Origin of the sequence: Kitasatospora sp. YST-16, assembly GCF_026802215.1 — a bacterium.
Taxonomy (GTDB): domain Bacteria; phylum Actinomycetota; class Actinomycetes; order Streptomycetales; family Streptomycetaceae; genus Kitasatospora; species Kitasatospora cineracea.
Window position 1 is genome coordinate 2,576,659 of the sequence record NZ_CP113837.1, and the last position, 20,881, is coordinate 2,597,539.

The following is a 20,881-nucleotide window of genomic DNA, read 5'->3' on the forward strand; positions in this document are numbered from 1 at the left end:
GCCCCGGCCGCCCGTTCAGACCAGCGCGGCGACCAGCAGGGCGAACGCGGCGACCAGGACGGCGACCCGGGCGTAGTGGTAGCGGTCCCAGCGGTCGCTCTGCTCGCGCCAGTCGGCGGGCCGGTTCTCCGGGGTCCAGTGCTTGCTCCGGTTGTTGATCGGGACGAGCAGCAGCACCGACATCAGCACGCTGGCCACCAGCAGCCCGGCGGCGGTGACCACCAGCGGGGTGCCGGGGTGGTGCCAGCGGGCGGCGGCCCAGGCCGCGGCGAGGCCGAGCGAGCCGAAGTACCAGAACGGCATCAGGGCGCCGAGCATCCGGCCGCCGTGGGCACGGCCGAGCTGGTAGCTGTCCTCGGGCAGCGCGCCGAGGATCCGGTTGACCACGAAGGCGACGGCGAGCTCCACCCCCACCATCAGGCCGACGGCGACGACGGTGACGACCTCGAGCGCGTTGATCATGGCATTCCCTCCCGGACTGCGACCTAGCGGCGCTAGGTGATGGTGCAACGCTAGCGCTACTGCCGCTCTCTTGTCTAGCGATGCTAGGATCGACTCATGTCGGTACAGGAACGCAAGGAACGCGAACGGGCCGGGCGCGAACGCCTCATCGTGGCCACCGCCCGCGAACTCGCCGAGCAGCAGGGCTGGGACGCCGTCACCACCCGCCGGCTCGCCGAGCGCATCGAGTACAGCCAGCCCGTCCTCTACAGCCACTTCCGCGGCAAGCGCGAGATCATCGGCGCGGTCGCCCTGGAGGGCGCCGCCGAACTGGCCGCGGCGGTGCGGGCCGCCACCGCCGCGGCGGACGGCCCGCGGGCCCGGGTCGCCGCACTGGCCCGCGCCTACCTGGACTTCGCCGAACGGCACCCGGCGGTCTACGACGCGATCTTCCAGCTGGACGGCGGCCTCCCCTACGCCCAGGAGGACACCCCCGCCCCGCTCAAGGACGCCTTCGCCGCCCTGCTGGAACCCCTCGCCGAGGTCACCGGCGAGGGCGTCCACCCGGGGCTGTTCACCGAGACCTTCTGGGCCGCCCTGCACGGCCTGGCCACCCTGACCCGGACCGGGCGGCTGCCGCGCGAGTTCACCGAGCAGCGGGTGGAGCTGCTGGTGGACCGGCTGGCCGTCGTCCCCGCGGGCGCCTGAGCCGCGGCTACGCGGGCGGCGGCGAGCAGGGCCCGGCGAGCGCGACCGCGACCAGGGCGCGCAGGGCCGGGGCGGTCTGGGTGAACGGCAGCGTGGACTCGTCCGCGAAGAGTTCGAGCAGCCAGCCGCCGGCCGGGTTGGTGCCGCCCGCGGCGGCCATCGCCCGGTAGCCGGAGACCACCATGACCGCCTCCTCGGCGGCGTCGTTGCCGGGGGCCCCGGCCCGGAGGGTGAAGGAGCCGCCGGTGACGGCCCGCGAGGTGAGCGGGTAGTGGCGCAGGTCGAAGACCGCGTCGGGGGCCTCGATCTGGGCCCGCTGGGTCTGGGCCCGGGCGGAGGCCGGACCGCCGGTCATCCGGTAGACCGCGTGCCGGGCGGTGCGCATCAGCGGGGAGCCGGGCGGCACGTAGGAGATCCACCAGCCGACGGCGTTCAGCAGCCGGGAGGCGGCCTCGGCGACCAGGGCGAGCCGTCCGAGGGTGTCGGCGGGGTGGGTCGGGCCGGCCTGGTCGAGGGCGCCGAGGACGGCGGCGAGCAGCTGCCCGGGGTCGGCGCTGTGCGCGGCGCCGCGGAAGCGCCGCCGGTCGCCGCCCGGCCGCCCGCCGGGGGCCCGGCGCTGCTGCGGGTCGGCGGCGTCGGCGAGCTGCACCGTCGGGTCGGGGGCGTAGGCGGGGCCGTGGCTGCGGCCGGCCACCACGGGGTGCGCGGCCCGGCCGGCCTTGGCCCGGTACTGGGCGGCGTCGGCGAGCCGGAACAGCCGGTCGGGGGTGGTGACCGGGCCGATCGAGTCGCCGGTGGAGGCGATGCCGCAGGCGACGCCCTCGCCGTCGGTCAACTCCAGGGCGCGGACGCAGAGTTCCTCGGCGACGGCGACCACCTCGTCGGCCGACTGGCCCTCCGCGAGCAGGCAGAACTCATCGCCGCCGAGCCGGGCGGCCAGGCTGCCGGGGAGCTTGGCGGCGGACAGCGAGAGCTGGTGGGCGAAGCGTTCGAGCAGCCGGTCGCCCATCTCGTGGCCGAGCTGGTCGTTGACCCGCTTGAGTCCGTTGACGTCGCAGACCACCAGCGAGACCACCGCGCCGTCCCGGGTGTGGGCCTTGAGCGCCTCGTCGAGCCGGGCGTCGACGGCCCGGCGGTTGGCCAGGCCGGTGAGCGCGTCGGTGAAGGCGAGGCGGCGCAGGTCGGCGACCCGCTCGGTCTGGGCCAGGCCGGCCGAGACCTGGGCGGCCAGCAGGGTGGCGTACTCGGCGTCGGCGCCGGTGAAGACCGGCATGCCGATGCCGCGGGCCAGGTAGAGCTCGCCCCAGGCCTGGCCGTGCAGGACGATCGGCGCGACCAGGCAGCAGCCGCGGCCGCGCCGGCGCAGCCCGGCGGCCCGCTGGCGGCAGAACGCGCCGGAGCCGGGGTGGTCGTGGCCGGTGTGCGGGCCGCTGTCCTCGGCGGTCTGGACCCAGGCGCGGGGCAGCCGGCCGGTGGTCCAGTGCTCCTCCAGGTAGGTGACGATCTCCGGGAAGTCGGCCACCGGGTACGACTCATCCTCGGGCAACTCCTGTTCGCCGGGCGAGAGTTCGCCGTGGTTGACGAGCACCCGCAGCCGCCCGGACTCGCGGTCCCAGACCGAGACGGCGGCCATCGTGGCGCCGAGCGCGGAGACGGCCCGGGCGGCGGCGGCCCGGACCGCCTCCAGCGGGGTCAGCGCGCCCGCCATGTCCTGGGCGAGTTCCACCACGGCCTGCAGCCGCAGGTCGGGCGCCGCCGCCTCGAACGAGGCCCGCTCGTCCATGGTCGCCTCACTCACCGCTACTCACCGTCAGCCGCCCTCCTGCCCACGTGACCCTTTCACCCAGCCTAGGTCGGTTCAGGAGGGTTTTGGCCAAAGCAGGCGCCGGACACACACGCCCCACCGGGACATCCGGCACACGCGTCCGACCTACGGCCATCCGCATCGAAGGTTTCTTCGACCACGGCGGACCCATTCGAGACCTGTCGCACCGAGGGGTGGCGGCGCCACTCCTGACGAAGTACCTACTGGTGCACCCCCACCGGCACGCCGTAGGGTTCCCTTACTGCCAATAGCGCAAATCACTTGTTCACAAGCCCCGTTCGAGGGCTCCGGAGGTCGCCATGCTCTTGGGCTTCAGGATCGCCAACCACCGCTCGATCAAGGCTGAGCAGGATTTCGACCTGCGCCCCGTCTACCGGAAGAACGAGACCTCCATCCGGGTCGCGGCCGTCTACGGACCGAACGCCTCGGGAAAATCGAACATTCTCAACGGCCTCCGGTTCATGCACGACGCCGTCACGGAGCAGAGCGCCGAATGGCGCGGCACGGAAGGCGTCCCCCAGCAGCCTTTCATGCTCGATGCCGAATCACCCGAAAGTCCGTCCTCGTACGCCGTCGACCTGGTGGCCGGGGGGATCAAGTACTCCTACGGGTTCAGCATCGACAGGATGCGCGTCACCGAGGAGTGGCTGTACTCGTACCCCTCGGGCAGGAAGCAGCTGCTGTTCGAGCGGACCGGCGCGAAGTTCAAGTTCGGGCGCGCCTTCGGATCACCCCGCGTCCGGCTCCTGGATGAACTGACACCTGACAACGGGCTCTTCCTCTCCTATGCCGCCCGGGCGAAGATCGAAGAGCCGCGCACCGTTTTCGACTGGTTCCACCGGTCTCTCTGGTTCGCCTCGGACGAGCGCGCGAACATCTCGCAGATGCGCCACCGCACCATGGAAATGCTGGCGGCTCCGGAGACGTCCGAACGGATTCGCAGGCTGATCAGGGCTGCGGACTTCGGCATCCTCGGCGTCGAACGCGAAACTCCGGCCATCTCGATCGAGCGGGTGGACAGCAAGGATCTGGACGGTGACGCGGCGCGCCTGACCCTTGAGCCCGGAGGCGCGGTGAAAGTACTCCACTCCGGCGAGAGGGTCCCTCCCGATCTGCTCCTTCAGATCCACAATCTCCAGAGCCTCAATAAATCGGTGCTCTTCGAACACTCCGGGGTCCGGAACGCGAAATTCCCCCTCGAACAGGAGTCCCGTGGCACGAGGGCGTGGTTCGAAGCCGCCGGCTACCTGATCGGGGCACTCGAGAACGGGTGGACCCTGGTCGTCGACGAGCTCGACACCAGCCTCCATCCGGTGCTGCTGGCCCACATGGTGAAGCTGTTCCAGGACCCTGACGCGAACCCCCGGGGGGCCCAATTGGTTTTCACCACCCATGACACGTCGCTGCTCGGTCGGCACGGTGGCGATGAACTGCTCCGGCGGGACGAGATCTGGTTCATGGAGAAGAACGGGAACGGCGAGTCCGCGCTCTTCCCCCTGACCGATTTCAAACCCCGCGACGGCTTGAACTGGGAACGTCGCTACCTGGGTGGCGCGGTTGGGGCAATCCCCTACGTCACGTCGTCCGGCATGATCGATGCAGTTGCCCGCGGTGAGGGCGATTCCTGATGTCCGGCATCCGTCGCACCACTTCGGGCCGCAGACGGCCGACCGGCTCCCGCCGATTGCAGGACCGCATCCTTGTGATCTGTGGCGCGCAAGAGACCGAGAAGCAGTATTTCGAATCCCTGCGGGACGAGAGGAAGAACTCCAACGTCGTCGTGAAAATCGCCGTAGAGGTCGGCAGTCCGCTCGATGTCGTACGGTCCGCGATCAAGCGGCGCGAGCAGTCCCAGGACGACTTCGAAGAGTGCTGGGCCGTCATCGACAAGGACGAATTCGACCTCGGTCCGGCGATGAAGCTCGCCCGGAAGCACGGAATCAGGATCGCTCTTTCGGTCCCGTGCTTCGAGTACTGGCTTCTTCTGCACTTCACCGCGTGCAACGCGGAGGTCCCCGACTACCGGGGCCTCGCCCGACTACTGAAGAAGCACCTTCCGAAGTACGACAAGAGCCGTCTGGAGTTCAAGCATTACCGGGACGGGGTGGAGTCCGCGGTCGACCGGGCGGCGAAACGCTGGGAAAGCTGCTGCGGAGAACACCTCAACCCCTCCACCACGGTTCACGAGATCGTCCGGAAGATGATCTGACCCCGCCCCGCCGCCGGCAGGTCAGTCGCCGGTGGGCACCCGGGTGAGCAGCCAGGGCTCGACCAGGCCGAGGCCGCGGACCGGGCGGCGCCACATCGGCTGGAGGTGGAAGCGGTGGCCGGGGGCGGGGGCGCTCTCGGGGAGGGTCGCGGTGCCGTGCTGGTCGAGCGCGGCGGCGAGTTCGCCGTCGACCAGGACGGCGTCCTTGGGGGCGATCGAGGTCAGCCGGGAGGCCAGGTTGACGGTGGTGCCGAAGACGTCGCCCATCCGGGAGGTGACGGTGCCGAAGGCCATGCCGACCCGCAGGGCGGGCATGTTGTCCTCCTTGGCGAGCGTCTCGACCAGGGAGAGGGCGATCTCGGCGACGGTGGCCGGGTCCTCGGAGACGAACAGGATCTCGTCGCCGAGGGTCTTGACCACCCGGCCGCCCTGGCCGGCGATCAGGTCGGAGCAGGTGTTCTCGAAGCCCTCGACGAGTTCGCCGAGTTCCTCCTCCTCCAGCCGGCGGGAGAGCCGGGTGAAGCCGACCAGGTCGGCGAAGGCGACGGCGAGCCGCCCGGAGGTGACCTCGTGGTCCTCGGCGGCGGCGACCACCCGGCCGGTGACGGCGGCCAGCTGGCGGCGCCAGACGTACACCAGGAACTGCTCCAGCTCGGGGAGCAGCAGTTCGACCAGCGGGTAGGCGACGTCGGAGCGGGTCATGCCGGGTTCGACGGGCTGGGTGAGGTTGTCGAGGAAGGTGTCCATCTGCCAGCCGGCCAGCCGGGCGGTGGTCTGGCCGGTGGAGCGGGCGACCTGGATCGCCATCGGCTCGCTGAGCAGCCCGGACTCGATCAGGCCGGCCAGCCGGCGCAGCGCGATCACGTCGTTGTCGGTGAGGGCGCGGGACTGGCCGATGTCGGGGAAGCCCATGGCGCGCCAGAACCGGGTGGCGAGGTCCATCGGGACTTCGGCGGCGCGCGCGGCCTGGTACGGGGTGTACTTGCGCGGCGCGTCGAGGATCAGCCGCTCCAGGTCGGTGGCGACGGTGGCCCCGTCGTCCGTCGCGCCGTTGCCGGAGCCCTCCGTGGCGCCGCCGTTGTCTGTCACCGGTCCGTCCCCGTGCGGCCTGCCGCACTTGTGTCTTGCCGTCTTCGAGGTGCGGGCACGCGACCACCGCGGGGGTAGTGGCGAGCCTCACACCGCTGCCAGGTGGAATGTTCGCACGGAATCGCGTAATCCGGGGCATCCGCCCGGCAGCCGGTCGGCCGGTCCCGCTGGGTGAGACCGGCGCGGCCGCCGCGGGGTCAGTCCTGCGGGCGGACGTGCACCACGTCCCCGGCGGCGACGGGGTGCCGGGCGCCGTCGGGGGTGCGCACCACCAGGCGGCCGTCGCCGTCCACCGCGACGGCCTCGCCGAGCAGTTCGCGCTCCCCGGGGAGCTGGACCCGCACCGGGCGGTTCAGCGTGGTGCAGCGGGCGGTGTAGGCGGGCAGCAGGCCGCTGGCGTGCGGGTCGCCGGCCGCGGCGGTCCACTCGCCGTACAGTTCGGCGAACTCGCGCAGCACGGCGCGCAGCAGGGTCGAGCGGTCGGTGGTCGCGGCGCCGGCCAGGGAGAGCGAGGTCGCGGTGGGGACGGGCAGTTCGTCGGCGCGCAGTGAGACGTTCAGGCCGAGGCCGGCCACCACGGCGCCGCCGGACAGTTCGGTGAGGATGCCGCCGAGCTTGCGCTCCTGCCCGTCGACGACGGCCTGCAGGTCGTTGGGCCACTTCAGGCCGGTGCGCACCTCGGCGATCCGGTCGAGGGCGGCGGAGACGGCGGTGCCGATCAGGATCGGCAGCCAGCCGTAGCGCTCCATCGGCACGCCCTGCGGGCGCAGCAGCACCGACAGGAACAGCCCGGAGCGCGGCGGGGCGTTCCAGCGGCGGTCGAGGCGGCCGCGACCGGCGTTCTGCGACTCGGCGACCAGCACCGCGCCCTCGGGCGCGCCGTCCTTGGCCCGGGCGGCGAGGTCGGCGTTGGTGGAGCCGGTCTCGGTCACCACATCGAGTGAGGTCCACAGGGCCCCGGGGCGCAGCAGGTCGAGCCGCAGGGCCCGTTCGTCCAGCGGGGGGCGCTCCAGGTCGGTCCACGGGGAGGGGCCGTCGTGGCCGAAGCCGCGCAGGCCGGAGCGGCGGGGACGGGGGCTGTCGGGAGTGGTCACCGGGCCAGCCTAGGCCGCCGCACGGACGCCGCACGCCGCATCATCGTCCCGCAGAACGGGCAGTGGGACGATGTGGCGATGGCCATAACCACGCGCGCGTCGGCGCTGGTTACGCTACTCAACGGTAGACCGCAGCGCCGCCCTGCCCGCACCCCTCACGCGCCGGGCCGGCGGCCGAGGACGCAGGGAGAGCCACCGGAATGACCCAGGCACCGCAGAACCCGCACACCACCGCCGGGAAGCTCGCCGACCTGCGCCGGCGGATCGACGAGGCGGTGCACTCCGGCTCGGCCGCGGCGGTCGAGAAGCAGCACGCCAAGGGCAAGCTGACGGCCCGTGAGCGGATCCTCGAACTGCTCGACGAGGACTCCTTCGTGGAGTTCGACGAGTTCGCCCGGCACCGCTCCACCAACTTCGGCCAGGAGAAGAACCGCCCGTACGGCGACGGCGTGGTCACCGGCTACGGCACCGTGGACGGCCGCCAGGTCGCGGTGTTCGCCCAGGACTTCACGGTGTTCGGCGGCTCGCTCGGCGAGGTGTTCGGCGAGAAGATCGTCAAGGTGATGGACTTCGCGCTGAAGACCGGCTGCCCGATGATCGGCATCAACGACTCCGGCGGCGCCCGGATCCAGGAGGGCGTGGTCTCGCTCGGCCTGTACGGCGAGATCTTCCGCCGCAACGTGCACGCCTCCGGGGTGATCCCGCAGATCTCGCTGATCATGGGCCCGTGCGCGGGCGGCGCGGTCTACTCCCCCGCCGTCACCGACTTCGTGGTGATGGCCGACAAGACCTCGCACATGTTCATCACCGGCCCCGACGTGATCAGGACCGTCACCGGCGAGACCGTGGACATGGAGGAGCTGGGCGGCGCCCGCACCCACAACACCAAGTCCGGCAACGCGCACTACCTGGCCGCCGACGAGAAGGAGGCGATCGAGTACGTCAAGAGCCTGCTCTCGTACCTGCCCTCCAACAACCTCTCCGACCCGCCGGCCTACCCCGAGCAGGCGGACCTGTCGATCACCGACGAGGACCTCGAACTCGACGCCATCGTCCCGGACTCGGCGAACCAGCCGTACGACATCCGCCGGGTGATCGAGCACGTGCTGGACGACGGCGACTTCCTGGAGGTCCAGCCGCTGTACGCGGGCAACATCGTGGTCGGCTTCGGCCGGGTCGAGGGCCACCCGGTGGGCGTGGTCGGCAACCAGCCGATGGACCTGGCCGGCTGCCTGGACATCGCGGCCAGCGAGAAGGCCGCCCGCTTCGTGCGCACCTGCGACGCGTTCAACATCCCGGTGCTGACCTTCGTCGACGTGCCCGGCTTCCTGCCCGGCACCGGCCAGGAGTGGGACGGCATCATCCGGCGCGGCGCCAAGCTGATCTTCGCCTACGCGGAGGCCACCGTGCCGCTGATCACCGTCATCACCCGCAAGGCGTTCGGCGGCGCGTACGACGTGATGGGCTCCAAGCACCTGGGCGCCGACCTCAACCTGGCCTGGCCGACCGCCCAGATCGCCGTGATGGGCGCCCAGGGCGCGGTCAACATCCTGCACCGCCGGGAGATCGCCGCCGCCGAGGCCGAGGGCGTCGGCGAGGAGCGCCGCGCCGAACTGCTCGCCTCGTACGAGGACACCCTGCTCAACCCGTACCTGGCCGCCGAGCGCGGCTACGTGGACGCGGTGATCGCGCCCAGCGAGACCAGGCGGCACATCGTCCGCGGGCTGCGGGCGCTGCGCGGCAAGCGGGAGGCGCTGCCGCCGAAGAAGCACGGCAACATCCCGCTCTGACCCCTGAAGGGAGCTCCGCACCATGACGCCCATCCACGTGCTGCACGGGCAGCCGACCCCCGAGGAGCTGGCCACCGTCCTGGCGGTGGTCCAATCCCGGGCCGCCACGCGGGCCGCCGCCCCCGCGCGCGGCCCGGCCACCGCCTGGACCACCCGCACCCACCGCCCGCTGCCCGCCCCGGGCCCGCACGCCTGGCGCACCAGCCTCTGGCCGCGCTGACCCGGCGCCCCGGCGCGGCGGAGTGAGTACGGATACTCAGGCGCCGCGCCGGAAGGCCGTTGCAGGGTGGGGGTGTGCTCTGGTCAGACCCCCGCGACGAGCCGTCGCAAGAGGCTCGTGAAGTGCAGCTGAGGCTGCGGCGGACGGGGCTGGTGCTCGCACTGCTGGCCCTGGCGGGGGCGGCCCTGGTGCTGCTCTAGGCCCTAGGCTGGGGGCATGACCGCTCGTCGCCCGCTGGTTCTCGCGTCCGCTTCCCCCGCCCGTCTGGGCCTGCTGCGGCAGGCCGGCCTGGAGCCGCTGGTGCGGGTGAGCGGGGTGGACGAGGACGCGCTGAGTGCTCCGACGCCCGGCGAGCTGGCGCTGGTGCTGGCGGTGGCGAAGGCGGAGAAGGTGGCCGGGGAGCTGGCCGCGGAGCCGGGCGAGCCGCCGCTGGTGGTCGGGTGCGACTCGGTGCTGGAGCTGGACGGCGTCGCGCTGGGCAAGCCGGCCGACGCCGCGGAGGCGCTGGAGCGCTGGCGCTCGATGCGCGGCCGGGCGGGCGTGCTGCGCACCGGCCACTGCGTGATCGACACCGCGACCGGGCGGCGGGCCGCCGCGACCGCCTCGACCACCGTCCGGTTCGGGACGCCGGACGACGCCGAGGTCGCCGCGTACGTCGCCTCCGGCGAACCGCTGCACGTGGCCGGGGCGTTCACCCTGGACGGCCGTTCGGCACCGTTCGTGGAGGGGATCGACGGCGACCCCGGCAACGTGATCGGCCTGTCGCTGCCGCTGCTGCGCCGCCTGCTCGCCGAGCTGGACGTGCGCATCACCGACCTGTGGGCCTGAGGGCCCGTCAGCCCGTCGCGGGGGCGTGCTTGGCCAGGTAGCCGAGCACGTCGGGCAGCGCGCCGTCCCGGAGCAGCGGGGCGCCGTGGTTGCCGCCGGGGTAGACCTTGAGCTGCTTGTCCTCGGCGACGGAGGCGTCGTACAGGGCCTTGGCGTTGGCGGCGAACGGGGAGTCGAGCTGTTCGGCGGCGAAGTAGGTCGGGGTCTTCACCACGGTGACCGCCAGGGCGGCGTTGAACAGCGGGTACGACTCGGGCGAGCTGAGCGAGACCACGGCCCTGACCGGCAGCGGGTTGTCGAGCTTGGCGGCGACCAGTGAGGCGGCGGCGCCCTTGGAGGCGCCGACCAGGGCGACCGCGCCGACGCCCTTGCCCTGGTAGTAGCGTTCGGCGGCCTTGATGCCCTCGGTGACGTCGCCGGAGCAGGTGAAGGCGAGCACCGCGTAGCCGGCCTTGGTGAACCGGTCGAGGACGGGCGCCCATTCGCAGAGCGAGCCGTCGGCCTGGTGCGAGAAGACCACGCCGACCTTGGCGTGTCCGGCGTCGGAGTCCCGGTAGTAGGCGTCCAGGTGGTTCCCGGCGGCGGTGCCGCCGTCGAGGGTGAAGGAGCCCTTGGCGGCCTGCTCCTGGGTGACGCAGCCGTAGGTGTCGGCGCTGGGCGCCGGGTCGGCCTTCGCGCCTCCGCCGCCGGAGCAGGCGGTGAGCAGCAGGGCGGTCGCGGCCAGCGCGACGGGCAGTGCGGAACGCTTCACGTTTTCCCCCGTGAATCGTGCGGACGGTGCGTAGTGGCTGTGACGGTAGGGAGCGGCCCGACCGGGGGTCAATGGTCTGAACCATTCCGTTATGGCCGGCCCGGAACCGGATCACCCCGCTCCGGTTTCCCGGTTGCGGAATCGGACAGAACCGGGCCCGCACATCTGTTGCAGAGTTCCACCCCCTCTCCAGCCGGGCGCCGTTAGGCTGACGCAGCCGGACCGGAAAGGGGCGACGAGGAGCCGAAGATGACCGATGGAGTGCTCAACGTCGTTCTGGGACTGGTCGCTTCGGCGATCAGCGCCGGGCTGGGCTGGCTGGCCCAGTCGCTGCGCCGTCGGCGCCGGCTGGAACGGGAGCGGGCGTTCTTCGGGCTGCCGGCCGGCGGCGAGGCGCTGCTGGTGGTCAACCGCCAGGCGTCGGCCACGGACGCCAAGAGCGTGGCCCGCGACGACGTGTACGCGCTGATGGAGCTGTCCGCGCTGGTGCGCGAGTGCGGCGCGCGGGCGACGCTGACCGGGCACGACGAGGTCCGGCAGGGGCTGGGCGACAAGACCGAGTTCTGCGTGGGCGGCCCGGTCGGCAACCGGCGGACGGCGGCCCACCTGGAGTCCTGGCTGCCGGGGGTGGCGTTCGTCGACCCGCCCGCGGAGGCCGGGCACCCGGTGCACACCCTGCTGGTCGGCACCCGGGAGTTCCGGTTCCTGACCTCCCGGGAGGAGCCCGGCCAGCGGGCCCACGTGCTGCTGGCCCGGGTGCACCTGCGCGAGGGCAGCCGGCCGGTGTTCCTGATCGCCGGGCAGACCGCGGTCTCCAACCACGCGGCCGCCCGCTACCTGGTCGCCCACCACCGGGAGCTGGCCCGCAAGCACGGCCGGGACGGCGCGTTCGCGGTGGTGCTCCGGGTGGTGAACGCCCGCGCGTACGGGCCGGACGTGGTCGAGTTCGAGGCCGACGTGACGGACGCGGCGGTCAGCCGTCCGGAACCGGCGGCGGTCTGAACCGACCCCGGTGTGGCGAAGGCCACCCCACCCCCGACCGGCGCTCCAGCGCTCCGGTGCACGATCGCCCAGGGCCCACTGCCTGCGACGCGCCGCCAACGGCCGCCACTGGCACGGGAGTACGGCAACCGAGCGTGTGAGCACGCTCACCACCAGGGACTACTCGCCGGTAGCGCCCTCCAATCCATAGACTCGACGAGGTTCGAGAAGGGAGCCACAGTGCGCAAGGTGCTCATCGCCAACCGCGGAGAAATCGCCGTCCGCGTCGCCCGGGCCTGCCGGGACGCGGGTATCGCCAGCGTCGCCGTGTACGCGGAGCCTGACCGGGACGCGCTGCACGTGCGGGCCGCCGACGAGGCGTACGCGCTGGGCGGCGACACCCCCGCCACCAGCTACCTGGACATCGCCAAGGTGCTCAAGGCCGCCGCCGACTCGGGAGCGGACGCGGTCCACCCCGGCTACGGTTTCCTCTCCGAGAACGCCGAGTTCGCGCAGGCCGTGCTCGACGCCGGCCTGACCTGGATCGGCCCGCCGCCGCAGGCCATCCGCGACCTGGGCGACAAGGTCACCGCCCGGCACGTCGCCCAGCGCGCCGGCGCCCCGCTGGTGGCCGGCACCGCCGACCCGGTCTCCGGCGCCGACGAGGTCGTCGCGTTCGCCGCCGAGCACGGCCTGCCGGTCGCCATCAAGGCGGCGTTCGGCGGCGGCGGCCGCGGCCTGAAGGTCGCCCGCACGCTGGAGGAGATCCCCGAGCTGTACGAGTCGGCGGTCCGCGAGGCGGTCGCCGCGTTCGGCCGCGGCGAGTGCTTCGTCGAGCAGTACCTCGACAAGCCGCGGCACGTGGAGACCCAGTGCCTGGCCGACCAGCACGGCAACGTGGTGGTCGTCTCCACCCGCGACTGCTCGCTGCAGCGCCGGCACCAGAAGCTGGTCGAGGAGGCGCCCGCGCCGTTCCTGACCGACGAGCAGAACGCCGAGCTGTACCGGGCGTCCAAGGCGATCCTGCGCGAGGCGGGCTACGTCGGCGCCGGCACCTGCGAGTTCCTGGTCTCCCAGGACGGCCTGATCTCCTTCCTGGAGGTCAACACCCGCCTGCAGGTCGAGCACCCGGTCTCCGAGGAGGTCGCCGGCCTCGACCTGGTCCGCGAGATGTTCCGGATCGCGGACGGCGAGGAGCTCGGCTACGACGACCCCGAGATCCGCGGCCACTCCTTCGAGTTCCGGATCAACGGCGAGGACCCGGGCCGCAACTTCCTGCCCGCGCCCGGCACCGTCACGCTGTTCGCCCCGCCGTCCGGCCCGGGCGTCCGGCTGGACGCCGGCGTGGAGTCCGGCTCGGTGATCGGCCCGGCCTGGGACTCCCTGCTGGCCAAGCTGATCGTCACCGGCGCCGACCGCAAGCAGGCCCTGCAGCGCGCCAAGCGCGCCCTGGAGGAGTTCAAGGTCGAGGGCATGGCCACCGCCATCCCGTTCCACCAGGCCGTGGTCACCGACCCCGCGTTCGCCCCCGAACTGACCGGCTCCGCCGAGCCGTTCACGGTCTACACCCGGTGGATCGAGACCGAGTTCGAGAACACCATCCCGGCGTTCACCGGCGCGGGCGGCGACGGCGAGGAGCCCGAGGGCCGCGAGACCGTGGTGGTCGAGGTCGGCGGCAAGCGGATCGAGGTCTCGCTGCCGTCCTCCCTCGGCGTCGCCTCGGCCCCGGCGGCCGCCGCGGGCTCGGCGAAGGCCAAGCGCCGGGTGGGCGCGAAGAAGGCCGCCTCGGCGGTCTCCGGCGACACCCTGGCCTCGCCGATGCAGGGCACCATCGTGAAGGTCGCCGTCGAGGAGGGCCAGGTGGTCGCCGAGGGCGAGCTGATCGTGGTCCTGGAGGCGATGAAGATGGAGCAGCCGCTGAACGCCCACAAGGCGGGCACCGTGGTCGGCCTCAAGGCCGAGGTCGGCGCCTCCGTCTCCAGCGGCGCCGCGCTCTGCGAGATCAAGGACGTCTGAGGGTAGGACGCGCACGCCCCGGAAGGGCGGCGGGAGTCTCCGGACCCCGCCGCCCTTCGGCCTACCCGGCCGCGCCGACCGGATCGGCCGCGCCCGCCGCGCCCAGCACCAACTCCTCGACGCCGCACAGGAACCCGGCCATCTGCGCCCGGTCCAGCAGCGCGCCGTCCGCCACCATCCGCAGCTCGACCGCGCCGGGCACCGCGACCACGTCCACCGCGACCGACACCCCGGGGCGGGCCGGGAACTCGTCCGGGAAGCTCAGCTCCCGCTCCCCCGCGCCGCCCGGCCCCGGCGCGTCGGCCATCAGCGCGGCCAGCGGGTCCCGGGTGTCGTTCCAGACCACCGAGTGGTCGGCCGGTTCGACGCCCGCGGCCCGCAGCCCGGCCAGTTCGGCGTCCAGCCGCGGCTTGTCGTAGCCGGCGTGCCGGTAGGCGGTGAGCGCCGGGCCGTGGGCGCGGCGGACGGTCTCGGCGAAGTCGTCGGCGAGCTCCGGGAGGTGGAACAGGCCCTCCTGGGCGAGCGTGGTGACGGCCTCCGCGGACCGCTCGGTGAACCGGTTGCCGACCACCACCTGGCAGAGGAACTCGCGCTGCCCGCCGAGCCGGCCCAGTGCGGTGGCGGCGGCGGCCAGCAGCACCGTGGCGTCGCCGGTGCGCAGCCGGGCGGCGGCCGCCGGGAGGGCGTCGGCCAGCGCCGGAGAGCGCAGCACCGCGTACGGGAAGGTCCGCGCCGGGTCGGGCGCGGCGGCCGGGCGGGGCAGCAGGGCCCGCGGGCCGGCGGCCAGCTTCTCCCGCCAGTGCCGGCGGGCGGCGGCGTCCCGGCGGCGGCCGCGCGGGCCGGCCTGCTCGGCGGCCTCGTCCAGCGGCTGGGCGAACTCCCGTTCGGCGCGCAGGTCCCGGGCGCTGCGCCCGGCGGCCAGCAGCATCAGGTCGCGGACGGCGCGGCGCATCCCCCAGCCGTCGGCGGCGGTGTGCGAGAGCACCAGGACGGTCTGCCGGACCAGGCCGTCGACCAGCACCAGGCCGAGCCGCACCGGCCACTCGCGGGCCGGGTCGAAGGGCTCCCGGGCGTACCGGTCGAGCAGTTCGGCGGCCGCGGCGGCGGCCCGCTCGGGGGTGTCCCGGTGCAGCAGCGCCACCGGGAGGGTGCCGTCGGCGTCGACCAGCTGGTGCAGTGCGCCGTCCTGCTCGACCAGCCGGGTGCGCAGCGCGTCGTGCAGGTGGAGCAGTTCGGTGCAGGCGCGGAGCACGGTGCCGGGCTCCGCGCCGGGGTCGACGGGGGCGGCCAGCCGCAGGTTGTAGCGGGGCGACTCGGCGCCGAGCCGGACCAGGGCGGTGTGGATGGCGCGCTGGCCCCAGGTCGCGGGGCCGCGGCCGCCGCGGGCCCGACGCACCGTCAATTCGGTTGTGCGGTCGAGTGTTTCGCTCGCTGCGTCCATGGGGGCAGACGCTACAAGCGGCTCGGCCGGGGCGGCCAGGGGTCGGCCGCGGGCGGGCCGGAACCGGTCAGTGCGGCGCCGCCGGGCGGGTCGGCCGCCCGCGCGGTCAGCGGATCCGTTCGGCGAGCCGGGCGGCGGGCGGCAGGGCGCCGTGCGGGGCGGGGCGGCGCTGGCCGGGCAGCGGGGCGCCGGGGGCCAGGCCGGGCTGCGGCGGGCCGGGGCGGCGGGCGGCCTGCTGGTGGGCGGCGCTCTCGGTGGCCAGGCCGAGCGAGGCCACCGAGACCTGCACCCCGCAGTCGGCGAGGGCGTGCTGCTCGCGGGAGGTGAGGTCCTCCAGCAGGGTGCGCTCGTCGGTGACCAGCCGGGTGATCGCCTCGGTGGCGACGGTCTGGAACATGCTGTCGGCGCCGAGCTTGGTGTGGTCGGCCAGCACGATCACCTCGTTGGCGGCCTGCACCAGGGCCCGGTCGACCGAGGCGGAGAGCATGTTGGCGGTGGACAGGCCGCGTTCGGCGGTCAGTCCGCTGCCGGAGATGAACGCCTTGGTGACCCGCAGCCCGGCCAGCGACTGCTCGGCGCCGCTGCCCACCAGGGCGTAGTTGGAGCCGCGCAGGGTGCCGCCGGTCATCACCACCTCGACCCGGTTGGCGTGCGCCAGCGCCTGGGCGACCAGCAGCGAGTTGGTGACCACGGTCAGCCCGGGCACCCGGGCCAGCCGGCGGGCCAGCTCCTGGGTGGTCGTCCCGGCGCCGACCACGATGGCGTCACCCTCCTCGACCAGGTCCGCGGCGAGGTCGGCGATGGCGCTCTTCTCGGCGGTGGCGAGGTGGGTCTTCTGCGGGTAGCCCGGATCACGGCTGAACCCGCCGGGCAGCACCGCGCCGCCGTGGCGGCGGTCGAGCAGCCCTTCGGACTCCAGCGCCCGGACGTCCCGGCGGACGGTGACTTCGGAGGTCTGGACGACGCGGGCCAGCTCACGGAGCGACACGGCTCCGTTGGCGCGCACCATCTCGAGGATCAACTGGCGACGTTCTGCTGCAAACACAGGACCGACGGTAACCCGAGTGACCGTCTGCTTTCAGGCGTTTGCACCTGGTAACGGGATTTGCTCACCTCGGGACGGCGCACGACCGTACAATGCGCGCTCCACCGGGCGGGTGAGCCGGGCAGCGCGCGCCCGGCTCGTTCCCGTACGTCCCGCGCGCCCCGGGGGTCCGAGGCCCGCGCGCCCCGCTAGGAGCCCGCGCCCTCGCGCTTGCGGATGTGCAGCTGGCGGGCCGCCTCGGCGGTCGAGCCGGACAGCGACGGGTACACCGTGAAGGCGCTGGCGACCTGCTCCACCGTCAGGTTGTTGTCGACGGCCAGCGAGATGGAGTGGATCAGCTCGGAGGCGCGCGGGGCGACCACCACGCCGCCGACCACGATGCCGGTGCCGGGGCGGGCGAACAGCTTCACGAAGCCGTCCCGGATGCCCTGCATCTTGGCCCGCGGGTTGCCGCGCAGCGGGAGCTTGACCTCGACGGCGTCCATCTTCCCGCAGGACACGTCGGCGTGGGTGTAGCCGACGGTGGCGATCTCCGGGTCGGTGAACACGTTGGACGCCACGGTCTTCAGGTTCAGCGGCTGCACCGCGTCGCCGAGCGCGTGGTACATGGCGATCCGGCCCTGCATGGCGGCCACCGAGGCCAGCATGAAGACGCCGGTGCAGTCGCCGGCCGCGTACACGCCGGGGGCGGAGGTGCGGGAGACCCGGTCCACCTTGATCTGGCCCCAGTCGTTGACCGCGACGCCGGCCTCCTCCAGGCCCAGCTCCTCGGTGTTGGGGAGCGAGCCGACCGCCATCAGGCAGTGCGTGCCGGTGATCACCTTGCCGTCGGCCAGCGTCACCTCGACCCGGTCGCCGACGCGCTTGGCGCTCTCGGCCCGGGAGCGGCTCATCACGTTCATGCCGCGGCGGCGGAACACGTCCTCCAGCACCTCGGCGGCGTCCGGGTCCTCGCCCGGGAGCACCCGGTCGCGCGAGGAGACCAGCGTGACGTTCGAGCCGAGCGCCTGGTAGGCCCCGGCGAACTCGGCGCCGGTGACGCCGGAGCCGACCACGATCAGCTCGCGCGGCAGCTCCTCCAGGTCGTACACCTGCGTCCAGGCCAGGATCCGCTCGCCGTCCGGCTGCGCGTCGGGCAGCTGGCGCGGGCGGACGCCGGTGGCGATCAGCACCGCGTCGGCGCGCACCGACTCGACGGCGCCGTCGGCGAGTTCGACCAGCACCTCGCGGGAGCCGTCGATCGCCTGGCCGCCGGTGCCGAGCCGGCCGCGGCCGCGCAGCACGGTGACCCCGGCCCGGGTGACGGCCTGGGTGATGTCGTGGGACTGGGCGATCGCCAGGCGCTTCACGCGCCGGTTGACCTTGCCGAGGTCGACGCCGACCACCCGGGCCGGGTCGGCCGGGTCCGGCGTGCCGTCCGCGACCAGGATGCCCAGCTCCTCGTAGGAGCTGTCGAAGCTGGTCATCACCTCGGCGGTGGCGATCAGCGTCTTGGACGGCACGCAGTCCGTCAGCACCGCCGATCCGCCCAGACCGTCGCGGTCGACGACGGTCACCTCCGCGCCGAGCTGGGCGGCCACGAGGGCCGCCTCGTATCCGCCTGGTCCGCCACCGATGATCACGATCCGAGTCACGTGCCCCATTGTCCCGCATGCCGGAACGGATTCCACGCCGGGGGCGTTGTTGTTGCCCGCCCGGCTAGCCGGTCTGCTGGATCGAGGCCGACACCAGCACCCCGCCGGACACCGTGTAGGTGCCCTCGTAGGTCTTCGTGCTGCCGTCGGTCTGGACCGCGTAGATCACCGCCCGCACCTGGTTCGAGCCGAAGGTGCTGGTGGTGCCCAGGTAGATGCTGGCGGTGGTGGCGTAGCCCTTCACCCAGCCGTTGTAGTCGCTGCCGCCGATGTTCTTGCCGCCGAGCGCCCAGGCCGCCGCGTAGTCGTGGTTGCTGATGTCCTCGTAGTACTGCTGCACCACGGCGATCGCGCTGGTGAGCGTCGGGTTGCCGCCGCCCTTCGCGGTGGTGACCGTGACGGTCGGGTTCGGCGTCGCGGTGACCGTCTGCGGCGTGACGGTGACCGTCGGGGTCGGCGTCGGCGTGACGGTGACGGTCGGGGTCGGCGTCGGGGTGACGGTGACGGTCGGGGTGGGCGCCGCGGTGACGGTCACCGGGCCCGGCGGGCTGGCACCCGCGCCGCCGCCCGAGCCGCCGCTGGAACCGCAGCCGACCGCGGCCGCGAGCAGCACCGCCGCCACGGCCGGTGCACCCGCCACTACCGGTAGTTGTCGCATCAGGACGCTCCCGTCCGGCGCGCACCCCGCCCCCGACCCGGCGGGTCCGCCCGCGGGATGAGACCTCCCTCCACCGTAGGCCCGCCCCGGACGCGCAGCCCGGCGGACCGCCCCGCTCCCGTAGGCTGGCGCCATGTCGCTCTACGCCGCCTACGCCACCAACCTCGACGCCCGGCAGATGTCCCGGCGCGCCCCGCACTCCCCGCTGCGCGGCACCGGCTGGCTGCCCGGCTGGCGGCTGACCTTCGGCGGCGAACAGCTCGGCTGGGAGGGCTCGCTGGCCACCGTGGTGGAGGACGAGAAGGAGCAGGTCTTCGTCTCGCTCTACGACGTGGCCCCGATGGACGAGGACGGCCTGGACCGCTGGGAGGGCGTGCAGCTCGGCATCTACCGCAAGGTGAAGCTGCGCGCGCAGACCCTGGACGGCGAGGTCGCGGTCTGGACGTACGTGCTCAACGACTACGAGGGCGGGCTGCCCGCCGCCCGCTACCTCGGCCTGATCGCGGACGCGGCGGAGAGCGCCGGCGCCCCCGACGACTACGTGCTGGACCTGCGCCGCCGGCCCTGCTGAGCCCGCGCCGCCGGCCCTGCCCTTGCCCTGCCGGGCCCGTGCACCGGTCCGGCCGGGCCTGTGCCTTCCGCCCAGCCGGGTGCTCCGGCGGGGGAGGAATGCTGTCGTTCCACGCAATCCGGGTAACGATCCGGCATGGCCTGGGCGTGCTGTCTACGCGCGTAGGCAGATTTGACCTATCCTCGACCGTGTGAACGCATCTCCTCAGACGGTCGTCTCCGCCGACCCCTACGCCGCCGCCCGGGCCGCTGCCGACCGGCTGCGCGAACTCACCGGCGCCGAGCGCCACGACGTCGCCCTGGTGATGGGCTCCGGCTGGGTGCCGGCCGCCGACGCCCTGGGCGAGACGCTGGCCGAGTTCCCGGTCACCGACCTGCCCGGCTTCCCCGCCCCCGCGGTGGCCGGCCACGCCGGCACCATCCGCTCGGTGCGGATCCCCGGCGGCGGCGAGCGCCGGGCCCTGGTCTTCCTCGGCCGCAACCACTACTACGAGGGCCACGGCGTGGCCACCGTGGTGCACGGCGTGCGCACCGCCGCCGCGGCCGGCTGCCGCACCGTGGTGCTCACCAACGGCTGCGGCGGCCTGCGCGAGGGCTGGGTCCCCGGCCAGCCCGTGCTGATCAGCGACCACATCAACCTGACCGCGGACTCCCCGATCGTCGGCGCCAACTTCGTCGACCTCACCGACCTGTACTCCAAGCGCCTGCGCACCCTGTGCCGCGAGGTCGACCCGTCCCTCGACGAGGCCGTCTACGTGCAGTTCCGCGGCCCGCACTACGAGACCCCGGCCGAGGTCAACATGGCCCGGGTGATCGGCGGCGAACTCGTCGGCATGTCCACCACCCTGGAGGCCATCGCCGCCCGCGAGGCCGGCGCCGAGGTGCTCGGCATCTCGCTGGTCACCAACCTGGCCGCCGGCATCACCGGCGAGCCCCTCAACCACGCCGAGGTCCTGGAGGCCGGCAAGGCCTCCGCCAAGCGGATGGGCGCCCTGCTGGCGAAGGTCCTGGAACGGATCTGACACCCCGGCAGGAGCCGGACTCCCGCCCCGCGCCGCCCGCCTGACGGAGAATCGGGCGATGTGGCGAGCAACAGCACGGGGCAACGGGACGGGAGCCGGACCGCCACGCCGGGGCCGGAGCCGGAGCCGAAGTCGGAGTCGGAGCAACGGCGGCCGGGCGAGCGGGCCGGAGCACGCGGGACCGCGAAACCGGTTCCGCACACCGGTCCGGGCCGTCGGACGCGGCGCGGGACCGGGGCCGGAGGGCCGGACCCGAGGCATCCGGGCCAGGCTTCGGGACCGCGAAGCCGGTCCCGGGCCGCCGGAGCCGGGCCGGGGCAACGGCGACCGGGCCTGCGGCACTGCGGCCGAGTCGCCGGGCGCCCCGGGGTCGCGAGGCCGGTCCGCGGCGCCGCAGCCGGGCCGTCCGCCGAACCCGGCGGGCCCTCCTCCGGCGGGCGTCGGGACCCGGTCCGGCCCGCACCGCACCGCACCGCACGCGCCCGTCCCCGCTCCCGTCCCCACCCTCCACACCTCTCTTCCTCTTCCTCGTCCTCACACCTTTCGTCCTCTCGTCCTC

General features: G+C 73.5%; 19 protein-coding genes and 1 pseudogene. 11 read left to right on the plus strand and 9 right to left on the minus strand.

Going from position 1 to position 20,881, the window contains the following annotated elements:
• Positions 1 to 15: 15 nt before the first annotated feature.
• Complete coding sequence (locus tag OU787_RS11595; RefSeq protein WP_030457259.1) at positions 16 to 462, minus strand: DUF1772 domain-containing protein; 447 nt, start codon at positions 460 to 462, stop codon at positions 16 to 18.
• A gap of 96 nt (positions 463 to 558) precedes the next feature.
• Between OU787_RS11595 and OU787_RS11600 the strand changes: the two genes are divergently transcribed.
• Positions 559 to 1,149, plus strand: a complete 591-nt coding sequence (locus OU787_RS11600; protein ID WP_268659282.1) for a TetR/AcrR family transcriptional regulator — start codon at positions 559 to 561, stop codon at positions 1,147 to 1,149.
• A gap of 565 nt (positions 1,150 to 1,714) precedes the next feature.
• On the opposite strand, the pseudogene OU787_RS11605 reads toward OU787_RS11600, so the two are convergent.
• Positions 1,715 to 2,857: pseudogene (locus tag OU787_RS11605) on the minus strand (diguanylate cyclase domain-containing protein); the annotation flags it as partial.
• Between the two features lie 416 nt (positions 2,858 to 3,273).
• Here OU787_RS11605 and OU787_RS11610 point away from each other — a divergent pair.
• Together OU787_RS11610 and OU787_RS11615 are read left to right on the plus strand one after the other, a co-directional pair.
• Positions 3,274 to 4,602 (plus strand): AAA family ATPase, encoded by a 1,329-nt coding sequence (locus tag OU787_RS11610; RefSeq protein WP_268659283.1) that lies wholly within the window; start codon positions 3,274 to 3,276, stop codon positions 4,600 to 4,602.
• Complete coding sequence (locus OU787_RS11615; protein ID WP_268659284.1) at positions 4,602 to 5,183, plus strand: RloB family protein; 582 nt, start codon at positions 4,602 to 4,604, stop codon at positions 5,181 to 5,183. Before OU787_RS11610 ends, OU787_RS11615 begins: the two co-directional genes overlap by 1 nt.
• A gap of 21 nt (positions 5,184 to 5,204) precedes the next feature.
• Here the strand turns inward: OU787_RS11615 and OU787_RS11620 are convergent, their stop codons facing one another.
• Positions 5,205 to 6,272 carry an adenylate/guanylate cyclase domain-containing protein gene (locus OU787_RS11620; RefSeq protein WP_035953436.1) on the minus strand — a complete coding sequence of 356 codons (1,068 nt, stop codon included), beginning with the start codon at positions 6,270 to 6,272 and terminating at the stop codon, positions 5,205 to 5,207.
• A 197-nt stretch (positions 6,273 to 6,469) separates the two neighbouring features.
• Entirely contained in the window at positions 6,470 to 7,366 is an 897-nt protein-coding gene (locus OU787_RS11625) for a biotin--[acetyl-CoA-carboxylase] ligase (RefSeq protein WP_380374664.1), read from the minus strand.
• A gap of 200 nt (positions 7,367 to 7,566) precedes the next feature.
• Between OU787_RS11625 and OU787_RS11630 the strand changes: the two genes are divergently transcribed.
• The 4 genes from OU787_RS11630 to OU787_RS11645 all read left to right on the plus strand — a co-directional run bounded on the left by OU787_RS11630 (position 7,567) and on the right by OU787_RS11645 (position 10,204).
• Positions 7,567 to 9,156, plus strand: coding sequence for an acyl-CoA carboxylase subunit beta (locus OU787_RS11630; protein ID WP_268659285.1), 1,590 nt, complete (start codon positions 7,567 to 7,569; stop codon positions 9,154 to 9,156).
• Between the two features lie 22 nt (positions 9,157 to 9,178).
• A complete protein-coding gene (locus OU787_RS11635) occupies positions 9,179 to 9,376 on the plus strand; it encodes an acyl-CoA carboxylase subunit epsilon (RefSeq protein WP_030457265.1) in 198 nt (65 codons plus the stop codon).
• A 74-nt stretch (positions 9,377 to 9,450) separates the two neighbouring features.
• On the plus strand, positions 9,451 to 9,576 hold the full coding sequence (gene mmpB, locus OU787_RS11640) for a morphogenic membrane protein MmpB (protein WP_255358028.1): 126 nt from the start codon (positions 9,451 to 9,453) through the stop codon (positions 9,574 to 9,576).
• A 16-nt stretch (positions 9,577 to 9,592) separates the two neighbouring features.
• The gene (locus OU787_RS11645; protein WP_123555225.1) at positions 9,593 to 10,204 is read left to right on the plus strand and encodes a Maf family protein; all 612 of its coding nucleotides are present in this window, start codon (positions 9,593 to 9,595) and stop codon (positions 10,202 to 10,204) included.
• A gap of 7 nt (positions 10,205 to 10,211) precedes the next feature.
• Here OU787_RS11645 and OU787_RS11650 read toward each other — a convergent pair whose 3' ends face one another.
• Positions 10,212 to 10,955: a hypothetical protein gene (locus tag OU787_RS11650; protein WP_268659286.1), complete on the minus strand. Its 744-nt coding sequence runs from the start codon at positions 10,953 to 10,955 to the stop codon at positions 10,212 to 10,214.
• A 249-nt stretch (positions 10,956 to 11,204) separates the two neighbouring features.
• On the opposite strand from OU787_RS11650, the gene OU787_RS11655 reads away from it, so the two are divergent.
• Entirely contained in the window at positions 11,205 to 11,957 is a 753-nt protein-coding gene (locus OU787_RS11655) for a hypothetical protein (RefSeq protein ID WP_030457268.1), read from the plus strand.
• A 219-nt stretch (positions 11,958 to 12,176) separates the two neighbouring features.
• Positions 12,177 to 13,952: an acetyl/propionyl/methylcrotonyl-CoA carboxylase subunit alpha gene (locus OU787_RS11660; RefSeq protein ID WP_268659287.1), complete on the plus strand. Its 1,776-nt coding sequence runs from the start codon at positions 12,177 to 12,179 to the stop codon at positions 13,950 to 13,952.
• Positions 13,953 to 14,013: 61 nt separating this feature from the next.
• Here the strand turns inward: OU787_RS11660 and OU787_RS11665 are convergent, their stop codons facing one another.
• From OU787_RS11665 to OU787_RS11680, 4 genes are all read right to left on the minus strand, one after another.
• The gene (locus OU787_RS11665) at positions 14,014 to 15,393 is read right to left on the minus strand and encodes a condensation domain-containing protein (protein ID WP_030457270.1); all 1,380 of its coding nucleotides are present in this window, start codon (positions 15,391 to 15,393) and stop codon (positions 14,014 to 14,016) included.
• A 106-nt stretch (positions 15,394 to 15,499) separates the two neighbouring features.
• Positions 15,500 to 16,402 (minus strand): DeoR/GlpR family DNA-binding transcription regulator, encoded by a 903-nt coding sequence (locus OU787_RS11670; RefSeq protein ID WP_051816414.1) that lies wholly within the window; start codon positions 16,400 to 16,402, stop codon positions 15,500 to 15,502.
• 224 nt (positions 16,403 to 16,626) lie between these two features.
• Complete coding sequence (locus OU787_RS11675; RefSeq protein WP_030457272.1) at positions 16,627 to 18,081, minus strand: NAD(P)H-quinone dehydrogenase; 1,455 nt, start codon at positions 18,079 to 18,081, stop codon at positions 16,627 to 16,629.
• Between the two features lie 55 nt (positions 18,082 to 18,136).
• Positions 18,137 to 18,712, minus strand: coding sequence for a hypothetical protein (locus tag OU787_RS11680; RefSeq protein WP_268659288.1), 576 nt, complete (start codon positions 18,710 to 18,712; stop codon positions 18,137 to 18,139).
• Positions 18,713 to 18,863: 151 nt separating this feature from the next.
• Between OU787_RS11680 and OU787_RS11685 the strand changes: the two genes are divergently transcribed.
• The gene (locus OU787_RS11685; RefSeq protein WP_030457274.1) at positions 18,864 to 19,301 is read left to right on the plus strand and encodes a gamma-glutamylcyclotransferase; all 438 of its coding nucleotides are present in this window, start codon (positions 18,864 to 18,866) and stop codon (positions 19,299 to 19,301) included.
• Between the two features lie 190 nt (positions 19,302 to 19,491).
• Positions 19,492 to 20,322, plus strand: a complete 831-nt coding sequence (locus OU787_RS11690; RefSeq protein ID WP_268659289.1) for a purine-nucleoside phosphorylase — start codon at positions 19,492 to 19,494, stop codon at positions 20,320 to 20,322.
• Positions 20,323 to 20,881 lie beyond the last annotated feature (559 nt).